Source organism: Alkalisalibacterium limincola, assembly GCF_008017755.1.
GTDB classification, from domain to species: Bacteria; Pseudomonadota; Gammaproteobacteria; order Xanthomonadales; family Xanthomonadaceae; genus Alkalisalibacterium; species Alkalisalibacterium limincola.
Genome location: NZ_VRTS01000001.1, coordinates 385,698 through 404,346 on the forward strand (window position 1 = coordinate 385,698; position 18,649 = coordinate 404,346).

The window sequence follows — 18,649 nt, forward strand, 5'->3', positions numbered from 1 at the left end:
GTACCGTCACGCGAAGGACCTGTCCCGGCAGCTGCGACCATCCGCCCGTCCTGGATCAACGGACGGCCTCGACGCGGACCTTCGGCTACCCATCATCCTCTTCTTCGGCAGCTGTGCCGTGCTCGGGATCAGTCCGTTTGCCGTGCTGCGCTTCGCGAGCGGCCAATGGCTCATCGGACTGGTCGACCTGCTGATCATCGTGGCCATCGCTTCGACGATGGCCTATGCGTGGCGGACCCGGGACACGCGTCGCGCAGGGGTCCTGGTCGCCCTGACCAACACCATCGGCTGCATGGCGATCGTCGTCCTGCTCGGCCCCTTCGGCCTGTACTGGACCTACATGGTCGTACTCTCGAACTTCATGCTGCTCGCCAACCGCGGGCTGGCCATCCTGTGCACGCTTGCCCTGCTGGGGACGGCGGTGAGCCAGCAGCAGCTGTTCGCCTCGACTGCGGAGCTGATGTCCTTCCTGACCACCTCGGCGATGGTGGCCGTGTGCGCGATGATCTTCGTCTCGCGCAGCGAGCTCCACCAGATGCGCCTGACCCATATCGCACGACGTGACCCGCTCACCGGGGTCGGCAACCGCCGGTTGATGGAGGAGGAACTCGACCTGCTCATGCAGGGGGCGATGGGCCCGGCCGGGAACTACGCATTGGCCGTCATCGACATCGACCACTTCAAGGCCATCACGACCGCTTCGGCCATGAGGCGGGCGACGTGGTCATCCGTGACCTGGCGGAGCTCGTCCAGGCGCGCGTGCGCAAGCGGGACCGGCTGTATCGCATGGGAGGAGAGGAATTCCTGCTCCTGCTCGATGGTGTCGAAGCCGGCGCACTGCACCAGGTGCTCGACACGCTGCGCGAAACGATCCACGACGAGCTCGATGTCCCCGGGGGGCGGATCACGGTCTCGATCGGCGGTGCCCTCCCGCTGCCGGGAGAAGACTGGCGCCCATGGCTCTCGCGCGCGGACGCGGCGATGTACGATGCCAAGCAGGGGGGGAGGAACCAGGTCCGGGTTTTCGGGAGCAACACCCCGGTCCAGCGCCCCGACCCACGGGCTGATCGGCGCCGGGAGGCTGTCGACAGCCCCTGACCAGGCGGCGGGGAGGGGCGATGGACATCGCAGGGAGACTCAAGGGCAACTTCCAGCTGACCATGCTCATGGTGCTCGGTGGCTGCAGCGTCCTGGGCATCAGCCCCTTCGTGGTGCTGCGCCTGGCCACGGGGGAGCCTGGCAAGGCGCTGCTGAACCTGGGGATCGTGCTCGCCATCTGTGCCGCGCCCGCCTACGCCTGGCGTACCGGGCGCGTCCAGCGTGCCGCCGTGGCGATGGGCCTGGTCAACACCCTGTGCTGCCTCGTGGTCTCGCTCGTCTTCGACCGCCAGGCGCTGCTGTGGTCCTACCTGGCCATCGTCACCAACTTCATCCTGCTCGATCGCCGCGGGGCGATGGGCCTCAGCCTGGTGCTCGTCGCCGGACTCCTGGTGCAGGTCGGCATGTTCGAAAGCGTGATCGAGATGACGAGCTACGCCGTCACCACGCTGCTGCTCAGCATCTACTCCTATGCATCGGCCTACCGCAACGAACTCCAGCAAGCACGCCTGGCGTCGCTCGCCACGCGCGACCCGCTCACGGGCGCGGGGAACCGGCGACTGATGGAGGAGGACCTCAACGCGGCGATCGCGGCGAACCAGCGGGAGCCCACGCCGATGACGCTGGGCATCCTCGACATCGACCACTTCAAATCGGTCAACGACCTGTACGGCCACGAGGCCGGGGACCGCGTCCTGAAGACGCTGGTGGAAACCGTCCAGCGCACGTTGCGTCGGTCGACCGAATCTACCGCTTCGGCGGAGAGGAGTTCGTCGTGGTCCTGCCAGGCGCCGATCCCCGCGATGGCGTTCGCATCCTGGAGGGCGTCCACGAGGCGCTGCGAAGGGAGCTGTGCAGCCCCGGAGGGCCGGTGAGCGTGTCGATCGGCGCCTCCATGCTGGAGTCCGGTGAAGACTGGACAGCCTGGCTCGGCCGCGCCGATGCGGCCCTGTACCGCGCCAAACGCGGTGGCCGCGCACGCCTGGTCTTCGACGACCTGCCGGTACCCGGCAACGGACCGATCAGCACCCGGGCCCTGGACGTCGGGACCCTGGCACGCAACGACTGAAGGGCGTGCGCTTCCCTAGCGCCCGACCCTGGCCAGGATGCCTTCGAAATCAACGTCCCCCGAAAGCGTCCCAAACGCCAGGCCGTGCCGGTCGTCGAGCCGGGACCGGCAGAACGCGTCGGCCAAAGTGTTCTCCCCGGTGCGCAACAGGAGCGAGGCCTGCAATGCGAGCGCGAGCCGCTCCACGACGAAGCGGGCGCCGGTTTCCAGCGACTCGGGTTGCGCCAGGATCCTTCGGAAGGCCGCCGCCTCCTCGTCCAGCGACTCATCCGCGCCGGCAGCGCCGTCGAGTTCCGCCAGCACCGCATCCACGCAGGCCGGCTCCCGGCGCAGGGCCCGCAGCACGTCGAGGCACTGGATGTTGGAGCACCCTTCCCAGATCGCGTTGAGCGGGGCCTCCCGGTACAGCCGCGCCAGGATCGATTCCTCCACGTAGCCCGCGCCCCCGAGGCATTCCTGGGCTTCGTTGACGAAGGCCGGGGCGCGACGACACAGCCAGTACTTGCCGACTGCGGTCGCGATCCGCGCGAAGGCGGCCTCCCGGGGGTCGGAGGGTGCCGCGCCGACAGCACGGGCCACCCGCAGCGCCAGGGCAACCGCCGCCTCGGATTCCAGCGCCAGGTCGGCCAGGACGTTGCGCATCAGGGGGTGTTCCACCAAACGCTTGCCGAAGCTGCGCCGGTGCGTGGCGTGGTGCATGGCCTGGGCCAATGCCATGCGCATCTGGGCCGCAGCGCCGATCATGCAGTCCAGGCGCGTATGCGACACCATCTCGATGATCGTCGCCACGCCCCTGCCCTCGTCGCCGACGCGCTGCGCCCAGGCGCCGCAGAACTCCACTTCCGACGAGGCATTCGACCAGTTGCCGAGCTTGTCCTTCAGGCGCATCAGCCGGAGCGCGTTGAGCGCCCCGTCGGGGAGGCGACGCGGCAACAGGAAGCACGTCAGCCCATCGGGGGCCTGTGCCAGCACCAGCCAGGCGTCCGACATGGGTGCCGAGAAGAACCACTTGTGGCCCACCAGACGGTACTCGCCGGAGGCGGGAAGCGGCTCTGCACGGGTGGTGTTGGCGCGCACGTCCGAGCCACCCTGCTTCTCGGTCATCCCCATGCCCAGCGTCACGCCGTGTTTGTGGGTGATCGCGATGTCGCGCGCGTCGTAACGCGGCGCGATCGCCTTTTCCACCCATTCGCCGAACCCCGGGCTGGCGCGCAATACCGGGACCGCCGCGTGGGTCATCGTCAACGGGCAGTTGGTCCCGGCCTCGACCTGGTGGTGGAGGTAGGTCATCGCCGCCCGCGCCACCAGTGACCCGCGTCGCTCATGCCGCCAGGTGAAGTTGGACACCCCGTGCTCGACCCCTGCCGCCATGAGCTGGTGATAGGCCGGGTGGAATTCCACGCGATCGACGCGGTGGCCGAAGCGGTCGTGCGTCAGCAGGCGAGGCTTGTGGATGTTGGCCTCGAAGCCGGCCGCGAACAGCTCCCCGCCGGCCAGCGTGCCGTAGCGTGCCAATGCGTCGCCCGCCCAGTCCCCGCCCTCACGGGCGACGGCCTGCCGCAGGGCCGGGTCGGACTCCCACAGACAGCGCGGTTCGAACGGCGGCGGCTGGTTGTCGACCTGGTGGGTGTCGAACTCACTGGGGGCGTTCATGGCAACTCCCGGGTACGTGCCTGCTCCCCGATTGTGCGCGAACGCCGGAACGGCTGCAGGAGCGACTCAGCGCGCCGGAGCCAGCAGCGCCTCCAGCAAGGCGGGAATGGGAGCCGTGGCATGCTCGAGGTTGGCATGCACCTCCTCCAGCGTGATCTCGGCCTGGTCGCCACATCCTGCGGCCCAGTTCGCGACCAGGGCCAGGCAGGCGTACTCCAGGCCAAGTTCCCGCGCCAGGCCGGCCTCGGGCATGCCGGTCATCCCGACCAGGTCACAGCCATCGCGGCGCATGCGTGCGATCTCCGCCCGGGTCTCCAGGCGGGGCCCCTGCGTGGCGCCGTAGCAGCCCCCGTCGACGAGGGCGACGCGGGCATCGACGCCGGCCTGGAGCACGGCTTCCCGAAGCGACCGGCTGTAGGGTTCGGTCATGTCCACGTGCAGCACCTCCGAACCGGGCTCCTCGCAGAAGGTGCCCACCCGTCCCCAGGTGTAGTCGATCAACTGGTCGGGCAGGCCCAGGGCCTGCGGCGCCCAGTCGCCGGTGATCCCGCCGACCGCGTTCACCGCCAGCACGCGACGGATGCCCAGGTCCTGGAGCAGCCACAGGTTGGCGCGGTAGTTGACCCGATGCGGGGGCAGCGAATGCTGCTCGCCATGACGGGCCAGGAACGCGACCCGGCGACCGTGCAGGCGTCCCACCCGCACCGGCCCGGATGTTTCTCCATACGGCGTGTCGCGCACGATCGCCTCGGCGTCCTCGAATGCCGCCAGCCGGTACAGGCCCGTCCCTCCGATCACTGCCAGGTCGATTGCTTCATCGCTCATTTCCCGCTCCCGTCGTCCAGGCCGCTTCAGTCGATCAGTGCGTGGATCGCCGGGAGATGGCGGCCGCGCTCGTGGTAGTCCATGCCAAAACCAAACACGTAACGGTCGGGAACCTCGAAGGCCACGTAGTCCGCCACCAGTCCCTCCACGCAGCGATCGTGCCGCTTCACCGTCATCGCCGCGATGCGCACGTCGACCGCTCCCTCGGCCCGGCACCATTCGCGGATCGCCGCCAGCGTGTGGCCTTCGTCGAGGATGTCATCCACCAGCAGCACGCGCCGCCCCGAAAGCGGGACCTCCGGGCGCCTGAGCCAGTGCAGGCCCGCGCCGGTGGTGTCGCCGCGGTAACGCGTGGCGTGGACGTAGTCGAACTCCAGGTCTGCCATGCCGCGCGACGATGCTTGCCGCCCGATCTCCAGCGCCAGCAGGGAAGCGAACGGCATGCCGCCATTCATCACGGTCAGGAACAGCGGGCGCTCGCCGGCATAGTCCTCCGCGATCGACCCGGCCAGGCGCCCTATCGCGGCATCGATCTGTGCACGCTCGAAGAGCACTTCGGAATGGGACAGGGCGTAGGCAAGTGATTTCTCCATGGGATCAGGCTACCCCGGTCGGCGTGGAATCGTCGCCGAGCACGTCGCGACGTGCCTGCCGGTGGCGGACGTCGGCCAGCAGCGCGTCCCAGCCCAGCCCGCCGCGGCCCATCAGGCCCGAGAGCGCCACGGTCGAAGAGGCCGGTCGCCTTGCCATGGCCTCCAGGCTCTCGGCGACGATCGCCGGGGCGCAGGCCAGCACCACGTCGCAGCCCGCATCCAGGTGGGCGTCCACGCGCGCGGCAAGGCCGCCCGCGGACTCGGCGGCCGCCATGCCGATGTCATCGGAAAACACGACACCGCGGAAGCCCATTTCCTCGCGCAGGATCCCGCGGATCCAGCGCGGCGAGTAGCCCGCAGGCTCCGGTGCCACCGCCGGGTAGCGCACGTGCGCGAGCATCATCGCATCGGCGCCCGCCTCGATTCCCGCGACGAACGGCATCAGGTCGGCTTCGCGCAGCGCTTCCAGCGGGCGCGGATCGACCGCATCGTCGAAATGGGTGTCTTCGAGCACCGAGCCGTGGCCGGGGAAATGCTTGAGCGTGGCCGCCATGCCCGCAGCGTGCATGCCGTGCACGTAGGCACGGGTGAACGCGGCGACGACCGCCGGGTCCTCGTGGAACGCGCGATCACCGATCGCCCGGTTGCCACGGTGCAGGTCGACGACCGGCGCGAAGCTCAGGTCGATGCCCAGCGCACGGATCTCGCTCGCCATCAGCCAGGCATGCTCGCCGGCCAGCGCCAGCGCGCGGTCGGGATCGACGTCGTAGGTCGGCCCGAAGCTGGCCAGCGGGGGAAGTTCACTGAACCCGTCGCGGAAGCGCTGCACCCGGCCACCCTCCTGGTCGACACACACCAGCTGCGGCCGCGGCGCCGCATCACGGATCGAGGCGGTCAGATCGATCACCTGCTGGCGCGAGGCGAAGTTGCGCGTGAACAGGATCACTCCCGCCACTGCATCGTGTTGCAACCACTCGCGTTCGTGCGCGAGCAGCTCGGTGGACTCGATTCCAATCACCAGCATCAGTTTCTCTCCGCGGCCGACCAGGCCGAGTACGGGCGCGAAGCCAGCGCCAGGTTGTAGTAGCGGACATCATCGGTCACTTCGCGACCCAGCCATGCCGGGCGTTCGAAGTCCTCCTCGGCGTGGTCGAGCTCGATCTCGGCCACGACCAGGCCGTCGTTCTCCCCGAGGAACTCATCGACCTCCCACCGGTGCGCGCCGACAGCGACGTGATGGCGGCGCTTGTCGACCAGGCCACCCACGCACAGCGCCAGCAGCGCCCGTGCGTCCACCAGCGGCACCTCGTACTCGAACTCCTGCCGCGTATGCCCCCGCTCGCGCGACTTGATGTTGAGGAAGGCCTGCGCACCGGCGATGCGCACCCGCACCGAGGCGCGCTGGCGTCCGGAGTCCACCGCCTCGGCATCGTTGAGATAGCCCTGCGCCATGCGCACCACCTGCGATGATGCCTCGCGCCAGGCGTCGCCGAGGACGAGGAACTTGCGTTCGATCTCGATGCCCATGCTCAGCGCTCGAACACCGCGATCGACTCGACGTGCGCGGTGTGGGGAAACATGTCCATGACGCCCGCGGCCACCAGGCGGAAACCCCGCTCGCGCACCAGGTAGCCTGCGTCGCGCGCCAGCGACGCAGGATGGCAGCTGACGTAGACGATGCGCTGGATGCCGTCGAGGTCGAGCTGGGCCAGGACCGCATCGGCGCCCGAGCGCGGCGGGTCCAGCAGCAGCTTGCTGAAGCCCTGCCTCATCCAGGTCGCCTGGCGTTGGTCCTGGGTGAGGTCGGCGGCGTGGAACTGCGCATTGGTGATGCCGTTGCGCTGGGCGTTCTCGCGTGCGCGCTGCACCAGTCCGGCATCACCCTCCACCCCGACCACCTCGGACACCCGCCGTGCCAGGGGCAGGGTGAAGTTGCCCAGTCCACAAAACAGGTCCAGCACCCGGTCGTCGGGCCGCGCATCGAGCAGCTCCAGGGCCAGGTCGATCATCTTGTGGTTGATGCCGGCATTGACCTGGATGAAATCCAGCGGGCGGAACGCCAGCTCCACGCCATGCCCGGCGATGGCGAACGACAGCGGCACCTGCTCCGGCCACAGCGGCTGGACCGAGTCGACGCCACCGGGCTGCAGGAAAACCGCCAGGCCGGTGCGCTTGGAGAACGCGACCAGCGCGTCGCGGTCGGCCTCGCCCAGGGGCGTCAGGTGGCGGAAGATCAGCGCCGTGGCCTCGTCGCCGGCGATGAATTCGATCTGCGGAATGTCGCTGCGTGCCTGCAGGGAATCGACCAGCTCTCCGATCTCGTCCACGCGCCCGCCGATCTGCGGCACGACCACTTCGCAGCGGGTGATGTCGGCCACGTAGCGCGGGTTCGTTTCGCGGAAGCCGACCAGGGTCTTGCCCTTCTTCTCGACATGGCGCACCGAGAATCGTCCCTTGCGACGGTAGCCCCAGGACGCGTCGGTCAGCGGTGGCAGCACGGTGCCCGGCCGCACGTGGCCGATACGCTCGAGGTTCTCGATCAGGACGCCCTGCTTGGCCTGGATCTGCTGCGATTCGGCCATGTGCTGCAGGACGCAGCCCGAGCACACGCCGAAATGCTGGCAGCGCGGTTCCACCCGCTCCGGGGCGGCCTGCAGGACCTCCTCGGTGCGCGCCTCGTCGTAGCTGCGATGACGACCCGTCTGCATCGCCCGTACCCGCTCGCCGGGCAGCGCACCGGCGATGAACACCGCCTTGCCGTCCTCCAGGCGGGCCACGCCGCGGCCGTCGTGGGTCAGGCCGGTGATCTCGGCTTCGAATTCCTGGAAGTTGCGACGACGGGCCACGGATGCTCGCTGAAACGAAAACGGGGCGCGGATTGTCTCAAATCCGCGCCCCGCATGGGGAATCCACCCCGGGATGGCCTACTTCTGGCGCCAGCTCCCGCCGGCGTCCTGGTAGTGCCAGCCGCTGCGCGCGGATTCCACCCACTGCCGGGCGAAGATCTCGCGGATCTGCGCTTCCCATTCCGGATGTCCGTTGGCCACCGCGATTTCCCGATAGACCGCATTGCGGTCGCGGTTGTCGTCGGCCACCGCCTGGTTCACCGCCACGCGGGCGTTGAGCGGTATGGCGCCGGCGTTGCGCACCACCACCAGGCCATCCCGGGTGAACCCCAGGGCGCCGGATTCGAAATGCGGCTGGAGCTGGCTGCGGAAACGCTCGGCCATCCGGCTCTGGATGGCGAGGATCGCCGGCGTGCGGATGTTGATGTCGGCCGTCTGGGCGTGGGCGACAGGAATGAAGAAACCCAGGACGCGCTCACCCAGGCCCTGGCGCGGCGCGATGGCGCCCTGCGGGTCGACCAGGGGCGGCGACTCCGCCGTGCCGTCCTCGCCGATCACGTTCTCGACGAACTCGCGCGCCGCCTCCCGCGTTTCGGCGGCGGGGAAATACACGTTGATCGTCAGGCAGGCACTCAGCACGAGTGTCGAGACCGCCATGGCGGACAGCACGAGCAGTAAACGGTGTCGCATTCGGTTTTCTCCCGTTGCAGCAATTGCATCGATCCGGTCGATCATTCGATCACCGGCATCTGCCCCTCGGTGACCGCCCGCAGGCGTTCCACCAGCACCGGCCAGTCGACGGCACGACCGAACCCGACCACGGTCAGTCGTGGCAGGCCGGATCCTTCGATGATGGTATAGCCGCCTTCATGTGAACCGATACCATCCATGAGGCAGACCTGGTCGGCCAGCCGGCAGCTGATCCCCATCCTTCGATACGCGAAGCTGCTGAAGAGCCGCAGGGCCTGGTTCTGCAATTCGGTGACCAGGAAGTTGCCGCCGACGCTGCTGATGTCGCGCACGGCCCGCTGGGAGATGCGTTGGCGGCCACGGTAGCCGGGGTTGGAGTACAGGTGCGCATCGAACGCCACTGGCGACCAGTCGACCAGGCGAAGGCCGGTGATGCGACCCGCCAGCTCGCCGCTGATTTCGCCAAAGCCGAAGGCCGCGGTCAGCGGCAGCAGCTCGATGCCACGCAGGGCGACGTCGGCACTGAGGGTGGGCGCGACGCCGAACGGGCGCTCCATGGCCAGCGCACCGATGTCGAGCCGGCCGCCGAACAACTGCATCGTCAGGCCACCGTCCAGGGTCAGCTGGTTGTTGGCGTAGACCGCGGAGGGAATCCTTCCCTCCACCGTGCCGGTGAAGGGTGGCCAGCCCAGGCGCTGGGACAGGTCGGCCAGGTCCAGGCCCGATAGTTCCAGGCCCAGTCCGATGCGCGCCGACTGCTCGTCGAGCCCCGCCCGGATGACGAAATGCTCGAAGGCCAGGCGCCCACCCAACAGGTCCATCGCCACTGCACGCGTCAGGCCGATCTCCCCTCGCTGGCTTTCCAGCGGCAGGTCGACGGGACCCAGGCCGAGCCCGTAGAGCGCGCCCGCCGACCACGACAGCCGACTCTCGACACGCGCATCGCCTGCGCTCCAGCGGGGATGCCCGCGCAGTCCGGCGAAGCTGAAGCGGCCCGCGCCATCGATCGCGTTGACGCCGTCGAGCTCCACGCCTGCGGCGGAAAGCGAGCCCCCGCTGAAGACCGCCCGCGCGCGCAACGCCCCGTACAAGCGCACCTGCGACAGGCCCGCCGGCGCCAGGAGGCCGGCGAGGTAGCGCTCGCCAAGCGTCCCGGCATCGGTGCTGCGCAAGGTGAGCGTGCCCTCCCGCGGTGCCAGGTCCGCGTCCAGCGCGAGGTGCCCGTCAAGCACCAGCGCCTCCCCGTCGGCCCAGTGAAGACGCTGCAGTTCCCAGAGGCCTCCGCGCTGGCGAGCGTCCACCGCGACCTGTACCGCCCCGCCCGGGAGCGGGACGTAGATCGGCCCCGCCAGCAGCTCGCCACCGTGCAGTTCGCCGCCGACCGACACATCCGCCCCGGCCGGCCCGGTGGCGACGTCCAGGTCGAGTCGCGCGTTCACGCCCTCGCCGGCCAGCAGCCCATCGGGCGTATCGAAGCCCACCTCGTTGAGCTGGAGGTCGCCACGCACCGTCGTCGAGCCTGGGGGCCGGGTGTCGACCCGCAGTTCGCCATCCACGGTGCCGGCATGGAAGCGCCCCTGTGCCCACAGCGTCGCGACGAAGGCCTCGAGCCAGTCGACCGGGACGCTGGTCGCGAGGATCACCAGCGGATCGGACTCGCCCCCCGCCGTTTGCAGGCCCAGCCTGCCCCCTCCCCGCGTGAGGTCGCCGCGGATCGCGGATCCATCGACCACGATGGCGACCCGGGCACCCCCGGGCTGCGAGAAGACCGGCCCGCCCTGGGCCACCGCCATTCCGGCGCAGCGCAGCCTGCCGTCTTCAAGCCGCTCGGCCTGGCAATCCCAGCCGACGTCGCGCCAGGCGTAGCCCAGCGCGCGGCGTCGACCGCGCCCGGCATCCAATCGCCAGGTGCCCCGTGGCCGCATCCTCCGGCCAGTCCAGACGCATCACCAGGTTGCTGGCCCGCACCACGCCCGCGTCGACCCGGTCGATCCTCGCTTCCACGACGCGCGCCTGCGCGGGCACGGCAACCGCCAGGGCGAGCGCGAACACCAGCACCGAGTGCCAGCACCCGGTGGCACCGTGGCTTGCGTCGCGGAACCTGGACGTCGTGCTTGGCAATGCGCCGCTCATTCCGCGAGGATAAGCCCGATCCCGCCGCAAGCGACGCCTCCGCAATGAATGACGCCCGACTGCTGCTGGTGGAAGACGACATCGTCAGCGCCCATTTCCTGCTCGAGGTGCTGGAGTCCCTGCCCGCCTCGGTCGTGCATGCGTCGACCTGCGCCGAGGCGATGGGCGCTACGCGCAAGGCCGTGTTCGACCTGTGGCTGGTGGATGCGAACCTGCCTGATGGCACCGCCGAGGCCTTGCTTGGGCAACTCCAGACGCATCGCGACGGGCGAACCGCCGCGATCGCACTGACCGCCGATCCGTTTCCCGAACGTAGCGACCGCCTGCTGGCCGCCGGCTTCCTGGAAGTGCTGGCAAAGCCGTTGGAGGCCCGCCGCCTGCAGGACGCGGTGCGATCCCATCTGCCTGGTGAGGCCGTGGAGGGAGTGCCACCTGCCCCGGGATGCATCATCGACGTGTGGGACGACGCCCAGGCCTTGCACGCGGCCGGCGGCAACCTCGAATCGGTGGCCGCGCTGCGGTCGCTCTTCGCCCGCGAGCTTCCGCTCGACCACGCCCGGGTGCTGGGCGCCCTTCGCGACGGCAACCTCGAGGAGCTCCAGGACACCCTGCACCGGCTCAAGGCGTCCTGCGGCTTCGTCGGCGCGCGCGGCCTGCTCGACGCCGTGCGGGACCTCTCCCGCGACCCCTCCAGCCCACAGCGGCAGGCCACATTCGACGCTGCCTGCCGCTCAACCCTCGCCGGTCTGTGAGTCGGCGCCGGGCGCAGCGATCTTCGGACGCTGCAGGCGGCCAAGCATGTCCCAGCTCTTGAGGGGGCGCCCGCCCAGCTGGGCCACCAGCAGCGCACGAAGCGCCGGTCGCAGCTCGCGCAGTTGTTCCAGGGGCGGGCAGTGTTCTCCCGCCAGGGACAACAGCGCCGCTCCGCTGACGCTCCCGGAGCGATGGCCGGCATCGCGGACCGGCCCGTCCTCCGGGTCCACGCGGTAGCGCGCCGCGGCATCCAGCGGCATGCCCCGGGCATCCATGGACCAGTCCAACCCCACCCCGAGTTCGGCCAACAGGTCGCGTTCGAAACGGCGCAGCACCCAGGCCAGCGGCTGCCCCTCCGCCAGCTCCGAAAGCACCACTCCATAGCGCAGGAACAGCGGAGTCGCCGGGTCGCCGCGCGGCGCCAGGCGCAGCACCAGTTCATTCACATAGAACGCCGCCATCAGCGCATCCCCGCGCAACGGCAGGCCCAGGCCCATCGCCTCGGCCTGGATCAGCCGCGCCATCTCGCCGCGGGCCAGATAGTCCACATGCACCGGCACCAGTGGCTGCAACGCGGCCCGCAGCGCCTGCTGGCGGGGTCCGCGAATGCCCCGGACCACCGCGCCCACGCGCCCATGGTCGCGGGTGAACAGCTCGACCAGGGCGCTGGACTCCCGCCACGGGCGCAGGTGCAGCACCCACGCAGGCTGCTGCTCGATGCGCATCGGGCTCAGATGCCGCGGGCTGGATGGTTCGTCGCCGCCACCGCGGCGTCTTCAGTCGCCATAGCCCAGCCGCCGAAGTGCGTTCTCGTCATCCGACCAACCCTCGCGCACCTTGCACCACAGTTGCAGGAACACCTTCTGGCCGAACAGCGACTCCATTCCCTCGCGAGCGCTGCGGCCAATCGACTTCATGCGCTCGCCACCCTTGCCGATCACGATCGGCTTCTGCCCCTCGCGCTCGACCCAGATGATCACGCCGATACGCAGCAGCTCACCGTCCTCGTCGAAGTTCTCGACCTCGACGGCGGCGGCATAGGGCAGCTCGTCGCCCAGCCTGAGCATCAACTGTTCGCGCACCAGTTCACCGGCCATGAAGCGCGAGGACTTGTCGGTGATCTCATCCTCCGCATAGAGCGGCTCGGACTCGGGCACCAGCGCCAACAGGCTCTCGACGAGGTCATCCAGGCCCTTGCGCTTGAGCGCGGACACCGGGTGCACCGAGGCGAAATCCCGCTCCGCGGTCACCTCCGCGATGAATGGCAGCAGCTGCGCCTTGTCCTTGAGCTTGTCGACCTTGTTGATGACCAGCACGACCGGGATGCCCGCATCGCGGCATACCGAGTACGACAGGGTGTCGTCGTCGGTCCAGCGGCCGGCCTCGACCAGCAGGACCGCCGCGTGCACGTCCGATACGGCGCCGCGTGCAGCGCGGTTGAGGTAGCGGTTGATCGCCCGGGCCTCCTTGCGGTGCAGCCCCGGCGTGTCGACCAGCAGCAACTGCCCTTCGGGAAACGTGGCGATGCCCAGCACGCGGTGGCGCGTTGTCTGTGCGCGCGGAGAGACGATCGAGATCTTTGCGCCCACCAGCGCATTGACCAGCGTGGACTTGCCGACATTGGGTCGGCCCAGCACGGCCACCGGGCCGGCGCGGAAAGCGGTTTCGTTCATCCGGTGATTGTCCGGCGCGCGGGCGCGGGGGGCAAATGCGGCTAGCGGCCGCGACGCCCCGCCCGTTCAGATTTGGCCTTGGCGTCGGCATCCTTGAGCAGCTGCAACACCCCGCTCGCCGCCGCCTGTTCGGCCACGCGCCGGGAAGCGCCCTCGCCTTCCCCTGAAAGCGCATCGTCCTGGAGTGCGCAGCAGGCGCGGAAGTGACGCTCGTGGTCCTCGCCGCTGGCCTCGACCAACGTATAGACGGGCAACGGCCGCTGCCGGGCCTGCAGCCATTCCTGCAGCTGCGTCTTGGCATCCTTCTCGACCTTGCCCACAGGAAGCGCTTCGATGGCCTCCTCGAACCAGCCCAGCACCACCTCGCGGCAACGCTCGAACCCGGCGTCCAGGTAGATGGCGGCGATGATTGCCTCGACGGCGTCGGCCAGGATCGAATCGCGACGGTGGGCGCCGCTCTTGAGTTCACCCGGGCCGAAGATGATCCGTGGCCCCAGATCGAGGTGCCGCGCCACCTGGGCCAGGGACCGCTCGCGTACCAGCTCGGCACGGGCCCGGGTCAGCGCGCCCTCATCGGCCCGGGGCCAGCGCTGGAACAGCGCCTCGGCGATGATCAGGTTGACCAGGCCGTCGCCAAGGAACTCCAGGCGCTCGTTGTTGCGCGAACCGGCACTGGCGTGGGTGAGGGCCTGCTCGAGCAGGCCGGGGTCCCGGAAGCCGTGCCCGATTGGATCAGTTCGCGGCACTCTGGCGGCTGCTGAGCTCGACGGTCTCGTCGAAGCTGATCAGGAACTCGATGTTGTACAGGAACGGTGTGACGCGCTGGTACTGGATGTTGAGCTGCGTGCCCCTCGCGTCGCGGATGACACGGATGTCCTGCGGCCGGACGTTCTCGACATAGCTGATGTCGAAGCGGCGCGCCAGCGACTGCCGGATCTGGGCGGGGCTGGTGTTCGGGCCGGCCTCCTCGGCCACCGCCTTCATCGCCTGGCGCACGCTGAAGTATTCCTGGTAGACCGGCACCAGCCGCATCGCCATGTAGGCGAAGAAGCCCACGACGACCAGTACGATGATGAAACTCAGGAAGGTGATGCCCCGGGCGCGCCCCATCCCGGTCGAGCTGTTTACCTGCTGCTTCCCCATGTCACTCCCCTTTCGGTCCCTGTCGGGACGCACTGGCGGACAGCTTAGCGGATGACCGTGCCGATCCGCGAGAACTCGACCCCGCCATTGTCCCAGCTCATCCAGACCACGAACGCCCGGCCGACCAGGTTGCCCTCGGGCACGAAGCCCCAGGCCCGGCTGTCCTCGCTATTATCCCGATTGTCGCCCATAACGAAATACTCGCCCTCGGGCACCACCCAGCGCTGCTCGTCGCGCTGGCGGAAGTCCAGCTGCAGGATCTCGTGCGGCGTCGACCCGAGGGTCTCCAGCAGCACCGAGGCACCCGTCATGTCACGCCCGCTGCCCGATCCCACGTAGCGACCGTCCGCCTGCTGGGGCACCGGCTCGCCGTTCACGTAGATCACCTTGTTGCGGTAGACCACCTCGTCGCCGGGCAATCCGACCACCCGCTTGATGTAGTTCTGGCGCGGATCGGGCGGGTAGCGGAACACGACCACGTCGCCCCGGTCGGGACGTCCGGTGTCGAGGATCTCGGTGTAGGTGACCGGCAGGCGCAGGCCGTAGCTGAACTTGCTGACCAGGATGAAGTCGCCGATCAACACCGTGGGCATCATCGAACTCGACGGGATGCGGAACGGCTCGGCGATGAAGCTGCGCAGGATCAGCACGATCACGATGACCGGGAACAGCGAGCGCGAGTACTCCACCAGCACCGGCTCGTGGACCTGGCCCTCGGCATCGGGCTGGCGCGCCTTGCGCCACAGCAGCCGGTCCATCAGCCACACCAGGCCGGTGACCAGGCTCAGCACCACCAGGATGATTTCGAATAACAGCATGGGCTTCCCGCCTCGGTGCGCCTGCGCGCGTTACTTGTTGTCCACCTGCAGCACGGCCAGGAAGGCCTCCTGCGGGATCTCCACGCGACCGACCTGCTTCATCCGCTTCTTGCCGGCCTTCTGCTTCTCCAGCAGCTTCTTCTTGCGGCTGATGTCGCCGCCGTAGCACTTGGCCAGCACGTTCTTGCGCATCGCCTTGACCGTCGAGCGCGAGATGATCTGCGAACCCACCGCCGCCTGGATCGCGACGTCGAACATTTGCCGCGGGATCAGTTCGCGCATCTTCTCGCACAGGTCGCGGCCGCGCCGGTCGGCCAGGCCGCGATGGGTGACCATCGACAGCGCATCGACGCGCTCGCCGTTGATCAGCACGTCCAGGCGCACGAACGGGCCGGCCTCGAAGCGCACGAAGTGGTAGTCGAGCGAAGCGTAGCCGCGGCTGACGGACTTCAGGCGGTCGAAGAAGTCCAGCACCACCTCGGCCATCGGCAGCTCGTAGCTGATCTGGACCTGGCTGCCCATGTAGTTGATGCCGACCTGGCTGCCGCGCTTCTCCTCGCACAGCGTGATCACGTTGCCCACGTAGTCCGGCGGGGTGAGGATGTTGGCGCGGATGATCGGCTCGCGCACTTCCTCGATCTTGTTCGACGGCGGCAGCTTGGCCGGGTTGTCCAGCGCCAGGATCGAGCCGTCGGTCAGCAGCACCTCGTAGATCACGGTCGGCGCCGTGCTGATCAGGTCGAGGTCGTATTCGCGCTCCAGGCGCTCCTGCACGATCTCCATGTGCAGCATTCCGAGGAAGCCGCAGCGGAAGCCGAAGCCCATCGCTTCGGAGCTCTCCGGCTCGAAGTTGAGCGCCGCATCGTTGAGCTTGAGCTTCTCCAGCGCCTCGCGCAGCGCCGGGTAGTCGTCGGCGGCCACCGGGAACAGGCCCGAGAAGACCCGCGACTGCATCTTCTGGAAGCCGGGCAGCTGGGTGGTGGCCGGGTCCGACGCCAGCGTCAGCGTGTCGCCGACCGGCGCACCGTGCACGTCCTTGATCGAGGCGTTGATCCAGCCCACCTCGCCCGCACCGAGCTGCTTGAGCTCCTTGCGCTTGGGCGTGAACACGCCGACGTTGTCGACCTGGTGGGTGCGGCCGGTCGACATGACCAGCACCTTGTCGCCGGGCTTGATCTGGCCCTGCATCACCCGCACCAGGCTGACCACGCCAAGGTAGTTGTCGAACCACGAGTCGATGATCAGCGCCTGCAGCTTGTCGGTGTCGCGCGGCTTGGGCGGCGGGATACGCTTGACGATCGCCTCCAGCACGTCGATGACGTTGAGGCCGGTCTTGGCGCTGATCGCGATCGCGTCCTCGGCGTCGATGCCGATGACCGACTCGATCTCGGCCTTGACCTTGTCGATGTCGGCCGTTGGCAGGTCGATCTTGTTGATCACCGGGACCACTTCGAGCCCCTGCTCGACGGCCGTGTAGCAATTGGCCACCGACTGCGCTTCCACGCCCTGGGCGGCATCGACCACCAGCAGGGCGCCCTCGCAGGCCGCCAGTGAACGGCTCACTTCGTAGCTGAAGTCCACGTGCCCCGGCGTGTCGATGAAATTGAGCTGGTAGGTCTGTCCGTCCAGCGCGGTGTAGGGCAGCGAGACCGACTGCGCCTTGATCGTGATGCCCCGCTCGCGCTCGATCGGGTTGGAATCGAGCACCTGCTCGGCCATCTCGCGCTCGGTCAGGCCACCGCACAGGTGGATGATGCGGTCGGCCAGCGTCGACTTGCCGTGGTCGACGTGGGCGATGATCGAGAAATTGCGGATGTGCTGCATGGGGGAGTCGGGGCCTGGGAATCGCGCGGGGACAAACGACGCATTATCGCACATGCCCGGCGGGCTGGGCTCCGACCGGCCGCCACGGGCGCCCCTCGGGCGGCCCGGTGGCCGTGCAGGGTGTCAGCGGTCGGCGTCGACGGTCAGCGTCACGAAGCGGGTCTGGCCGTCGCCGGAGCGCACCAGCACCATCACCGTGTCCCCGGCCTCCAACTCGCCGGTGCGGCGGCGCACGTCGGCCACCGAGCCGACATCGGCCTGCCCGACCATCAGCAGCACGTCGCCTGGGCGGATCTGCGCGCGTCGGGCGCTGTCACCGGTCACCGCCGTGATGCGCACGCCCTCCCCGCTCCCCAGGCCCATGCCGGCCCGGTCCTCGGCGGAAAGCTCTTCCACGGCCAGCCCCAGGGGGCCGGTCTCCGCGGGTGCCGCCTCGGCGCCCGCGCGGCGCGGCGGAGTGGCCGAGGCCTGGCCCGCGGCGGTGCCCAGCGTCGCCCGGAGTTCGCGCTCGCGCCCGTCGCGAAGCACGGTGATCCGCACCTCGGTGTCGGGTGCGATGTTGCCCACCATCGGCGGGAGGTCACCCGAGCTGCTCACCTCAACGCCGTTGAAGGCAACGATGACGTCGCCGCGACGCACGCCGGCCTTGGCCGCGGCGCTGTCGGGCTCGACGTTGGCGACCAGGGCGCCGATGGAGCGTTGCATGCCCAGCTCGCGGGCCAGTTCGCGCGTCACCTGCTGCACCAGCACGCCCAGCTGGCCACGGCGCACTTCGCCGGTCTCGCGCAACTGGCGGGCGGCGTTCATCGCGACATCCATCGGGATCGCGAAGCTCACGCCCATGAAGCCACCCGAGTTGGAGAAGATCTGGGAATTGATGCCGACCACCTCGCCGTCGACGTTGAGCAGCGGGCCTCCGGAGTTGCCCCGGTTGATCGCCACGTCGGTCTGGATGAACGGCACGTAGTTCTGGCCCTGCATCCGGCTCTGCCGGCCGGTGCCGCTGACGATGCCGGCGGTCACGGTGTTCTCCAGGAAGCCGAACGGCGAGCCGATCGCGATGACCCACTGGCCGGCGCGCAGCGTGCGCGAATCACCCAGCGGCAGCGTTGGCAACCCGGTGGCATCGATCCTCAGCAGGGCCACGTCGGATTGCGGGTCCGAGCCGATCACCTCGGCCTCGTATTCGCGCCGGTCCGGCAGCCGGACGATGACGGTGTCCGCGCCATCGATGACGTGGTGGTTGGTGAGGACCTCGCCGTCGGCGGAGATGATGAAGCCGGAGCCGCCCGAGACCGAATCGCGCGGTGGCATCGGCATTCCGGGCTCACCGAAGAAGCGACGGAAGAACTCCGGCAGCTCGTCCTGCGACGGGCCGCTGCGGCGGGACGTCTGCGCGCTGCGCGTCGCCTCGATGTTGACCACCGCGGGACTGCTGCGCTCCACCAGTTCGGTGAAGTCGGGAAGGTTGGAGACAGCCGAGGCCTGGGTGGCCACCAGCGCCAGTGCCAGGGTAAGCATCGATCGCATC

The 18,649-nt window shown here is 69.0% G+C and carries 17 protein-coding genes and 2 pseudogenes; 3 read left to right on the forward strand and 16 right to left on the reverse strand.

Annotated features, from left to right (window positions below):
• Positions 1-85: 85 nt before the first annotated feature.
• The gene (locus FU658_RS14965) at positions 86-679 is read right to left on the reverse strand and encodes a hypothetical protein (protein ID WP_255505378.1); all 594 of its coding nucleotides are present in this window, start codon (positions 677-679) and stop codon (positions 86-88) included.
• On the opposite strand from FU658_RS14965, the pseudogene FU658_RS01780 reads away from it, so the two are divergent.
• A pseudogene (locus FU658_RS01780) lies at positions 596-1,098 on the forward strand (GGDEF domain-containing protein). The gene FU658_RS14965 and the pseudogene FU658_RS01780 sit on opposite strands and share 84 nt — an antisense overlap.
• Positions 1,099-1,661: 563 nt before the next feature.
• A pseudogene (locus FU658_RS14970) lies at positions 1,662-2,167 on the forward strand (GGDEF domain-containing protein).
• 15 nt (positions 2,168-2,182) lie between these two features.
• Here FU658_RS14970 and FU658_RS01795 read toward each other — a convergent pair.
• The 8 genes from FU658_RS01795 to FU658_RS14230 form a co-directional block, all read right to left on the reverse strand.
• Positions 2,183-3,820 (reverse strand): isovaleryl-CoA dehydrogenase, encoded by a 1,638-nt coding sequence (locus tag FU658_RS01795; protein WP_147890525.1) that lies wholly within the window; start codon positions 3,818-3,820, stop codon positions 2,183-2,185.
• A gap of 66 nt (positions 3,821-3,886) precedes the next feature.
• A complete protein-coding gene (locus FU658_RS01800; RefSeq protein WP_147890526.1) occupies positions 3,887-4,645 on the reverse strand; it encodes an S-methyl-5'-thioinosine phosphorylase in 759 nt (252 codons plus the stop codon).
• A 26-nt stretch (positions 4,646-4,671) separates the two neighbouring features.
• On the reverse strand, positions 4,672-5,238 hold the full coding sequence (locus FU658_RS01805; RefSeq protein ID WP_147890527.1) for a hypoxanthine-guanine phosphoribosyltransferase: 567 nt from the start codon (positions 5,236-5,238) through the stop codon (positions 4,672-4,674).
• 4 nt (positions 5,239-5,242) lie between these two features.
• Positions 5,243-6,262, reverse strand: a complete 1,020-nt coding sequence (nagZ, locus tag FU658_RS01810) for a beta-N-acetylhexosaminidase (protein ID WP_147890528.1) — start codon at positions 6,260-6,262, stop codon at positions 5,243-5,245.
• Entirely contained in the window at positions 6,262-6,765 is a 504-nt protein-coding gene (locus FU658_RS01815; RefSeq protein ID WP_147890529.1) for a CYTH domain-containing protein, read from the reverse strand. Before FU658_RS01815 ends, nagZ begins: the two co-directional genes overlap by 1 nt.
• Before the next feature lie 2 nt (positions 6,766-6,767).
• Positions 6,768-8,084, reverse strand: a complete 1,317-nt coding sequence (rlmD, locus tag FU658_RS01820) for a 23S rRNA (uracil(1939)-C(5))-methyltransferase RlmD (protein ID WP_147890530.1) — start codon at positions 8,082-8,084, stop codon at positions 6,768-6,770.
• 78 nt (positions 8,085-8,162) lie between these two features.
• Positions 8,163-8,774 carry a YdbL family probable chaperone protein gene (locus FU658_RS01825; protein ID WP_147890531.1) on the reverse strand — a complete coding sequence of 204 codons (612 nt, stop codon included), beginning with the start codon at positions 8,772-8,774 and terminating at the stop codon, positions 8,163-8,165.
• A 41-nt stretch (positions 8,775-8,815) separates the two neighbouring features.
• Complete coding sequence (locus FU658_RS14230) at positions 8,816-10,699, reverse strand: translocation/assembly module TamB domain-containing protein (RefSeq protein ID WP_187265859.1); 1,884 nt, start codon at positions 10,697-10,699, stop codon at positions 8,816-8,818.
• Between the two features lie 252 nt (positions 10,700-10,951).
• Between FU658_RS14230 and FU658_RS14235 the strand changes: the two genes are divergently transcribed.
• Positions 10,952-11,659: an Hpt domain-containing response regulator gene (locus FU658_RS14235; protein ID WP_187265860.1), complete on the forward strand. Its 708-nt coding sequence runs from the start codon at positions 10,952-10,954 to the stop codon at positions 11,657-11,659.
• Here the strand turns inward: FU658_RS14235 and recO are convergent.
• From recO to FU658_RS01870, 7 genes are all read right to left on the reverse strand, one after another.
• Positions 11,639-12,385, reverse strand: a complete 747-nt coding sequence (gene recO, locus FU658_RS01840; protein WP_147890534.1) for a DNA repair protein RecO — start codon at positions 12,383-12,385, stop codon at positions 11,639-11,641. The two genes, FU658_RS14235 and recO, sit on opposite strands and share 21 nt — an antisense overlap.
• Positions 12,386-12,436: 51 nt before the next feature.
• Positions 12,437-13,333: a GTPase Era gene (gene era / locus FU658_RS01845; protein ID WP_147890535.1), complete on the reverse strand. Its 897-nt coding sequence runs from the start codon at positions 13,331-13,333 to the stop codon at positions 12,437-12,439.
• Between the two features lie 41 nt (positions 13,334-13,374).
• Complete coding sequence (gene rnc / locus FU658_RS01850) at positions 13,375-14,079, reverse strand: ribonuclease III (RefSeq protein WP_147890536.1); 705 nt, start codon at positions 14,077-14,079, stop codon at positions 13,375-13,377.
• Positions 14,066-14,476: a DUF4845 domain-containing protein gene (locus tag FU658_RS01855; RefSeq protein ID WP_147890537.1), complete on the reverse strand. Its 411-nt coding sequence runs from the start codon at positions 14,474-14,476 to the stop codon at positions 14,066-14,068. Before FU658_RS01855 ends, rnc begins: the two co-directional genes overlap by 14 nt.
• A gap of 44 nt (positions 14,477-14,520) precedes the next feature.
• The gene (gene lepB / locus FU658_RS01860; RefSeq protein ID WP_147890538.1) at positions 14,521-15,294 is read right to left on the reverse strand and encodes a signal peptidase I; all 774 of its coding nucleotides are present in this window, start codon (positions 15,292-15,294) and stop codon (positions 14,521-14,523) included.
• Positions 15,295-15,324: 30 nt separating this feature from the next.
• Positions 15,325-17,118 (reverse strand): translation elongation factor 4, encoded by a 1,794-nt coding sequence (gene lepA, locus FU658_RS01865; RefSeq protein ID WP_147890539.1) that lies wholly within the window; start codon positions 17,116-17,118, stop codon positions 15,325-15,327.
• Positions 17,119-17,241: 123 nt separating this feature from the next.
• Positions 17,242-18,648 carry a DegQ family serine endoprotease gene (locus tag FU658_RS01870; RefSeq protein WP_147890540.1) on the reverse strand — a complete coding sequence of 469 codons (1,407 nt, stop codon included), beginning with the start codon at positions 18,646-18,648 and terminating at the stop codon, positions 17,242-17,244.
• Position 18,649 lies beyond the last annotated feature (1 nt).

What these genes read in the sequence shown, in the direction of transcription:
- FU658_RS01795 (WP_147890525.1), bottom strand. Translation starts at nt 3,820, where the DNA reads ATGAACGCCCCCAGTGAGTTCGACACCCACCAGGTCGACAACCAGCCG.
- FU658_RS01800 (WP_147890526.1), bottom strand. Translation starts at nt 4,645, where the DNA reads ATGAGCGATGAAGCAATCGACCTGGCAGTGATCGGAGGGACGGGCCTG.
- FU658_RS01805 (WP_147890527.1), bottom strand. Translation starts at nt 5,238, where the DNA reads ATGGAGAAATCACTTGCCTACGCCCTGTCCCATTCCGAAGTGCTCTTC.
- nagZ (WP_147890528.1), bottom strand. Translation starts at nt 6,262, where the DNA reads ATGCTGGTGATTGGAATCGAGTCCACCGAGCTGCTCGCGCACGAACGC.
- FU658_RS01815 (WP_147890529.1), bottom strand. Translation starts at nt 6,765, where the DNA reads ATGGGCATCGAGATCGAACGCAAGTTCCTCGTCCTCGGCGACGCCTGG.
- FU658_RS01825 (WP_147890531.1), bottom strand. Translation starts at nt 8,774, where the DNA reads ATGCGACACCGTTTACTGCTCGTGCTGTCCGCCATGGCGGTCTCGACA.
- FU658_RS14230 (WP_187265859.1), bottom strand. Translation starts at nt 10,699, where the DNA reads ATGCGGCCACGGGGCACCTGGCGATTGGATGCCGGGCGCGGTCGACGC.
- FU658_RS14235 (WP_187265860.1), top strand. Translation starts at nt 10,952, where the DNA reads ATGAATGACGCCCGACTGCTGCTGGTGGAAGACGACATCGTCAGCGCC.
- recO (WP_147890534.1), bottom strand. Translation starts at nt 12,385, where the DNA reads ATGCGCATCGAGCAGCAGCCTGCGTGGGTGCTGCACCTGCGCCCGTGG.
- era (WP_147890535.1), bottom strand. Translation starts at nt 13,333, where the DNA reads ATGAACGAAACCGCTTTCCGCGCCGGCCCGGTGGCCGTGCTGGGCCGA.
- FU658_RS01855 (WP_147890537.1), bottom strand. Translation starts at nt 14,476, where the DNA reads ATGGGGAAGCAGCAGGTAAACAGCTCGACCGGGATGGGGCGCGCCCGG.
- lepB (WP_147890538.1), bottom strand. Translation starts at nt 15,294, where the DNA reads ATGCTGTTATTCGAAATCATCCTGGTGGTGCTGAGCCTGGTCACCGGC.
- lepA (WP_147890539.1), bottom strand. Translation starts at nt 17,118, where the DNA reads ATGCAGCACATCCGCAATTTCTCGATCATCGCCCACGTCGACCACGGC.
- FU658_RS01870 (WP_147890540.1), bottom strand. Translation starts at nt 18,648, where the DNA reads ATGCGATCGATGCTTACCCTGGCACTGGCGCTGGTGGCCACCCAGGCC.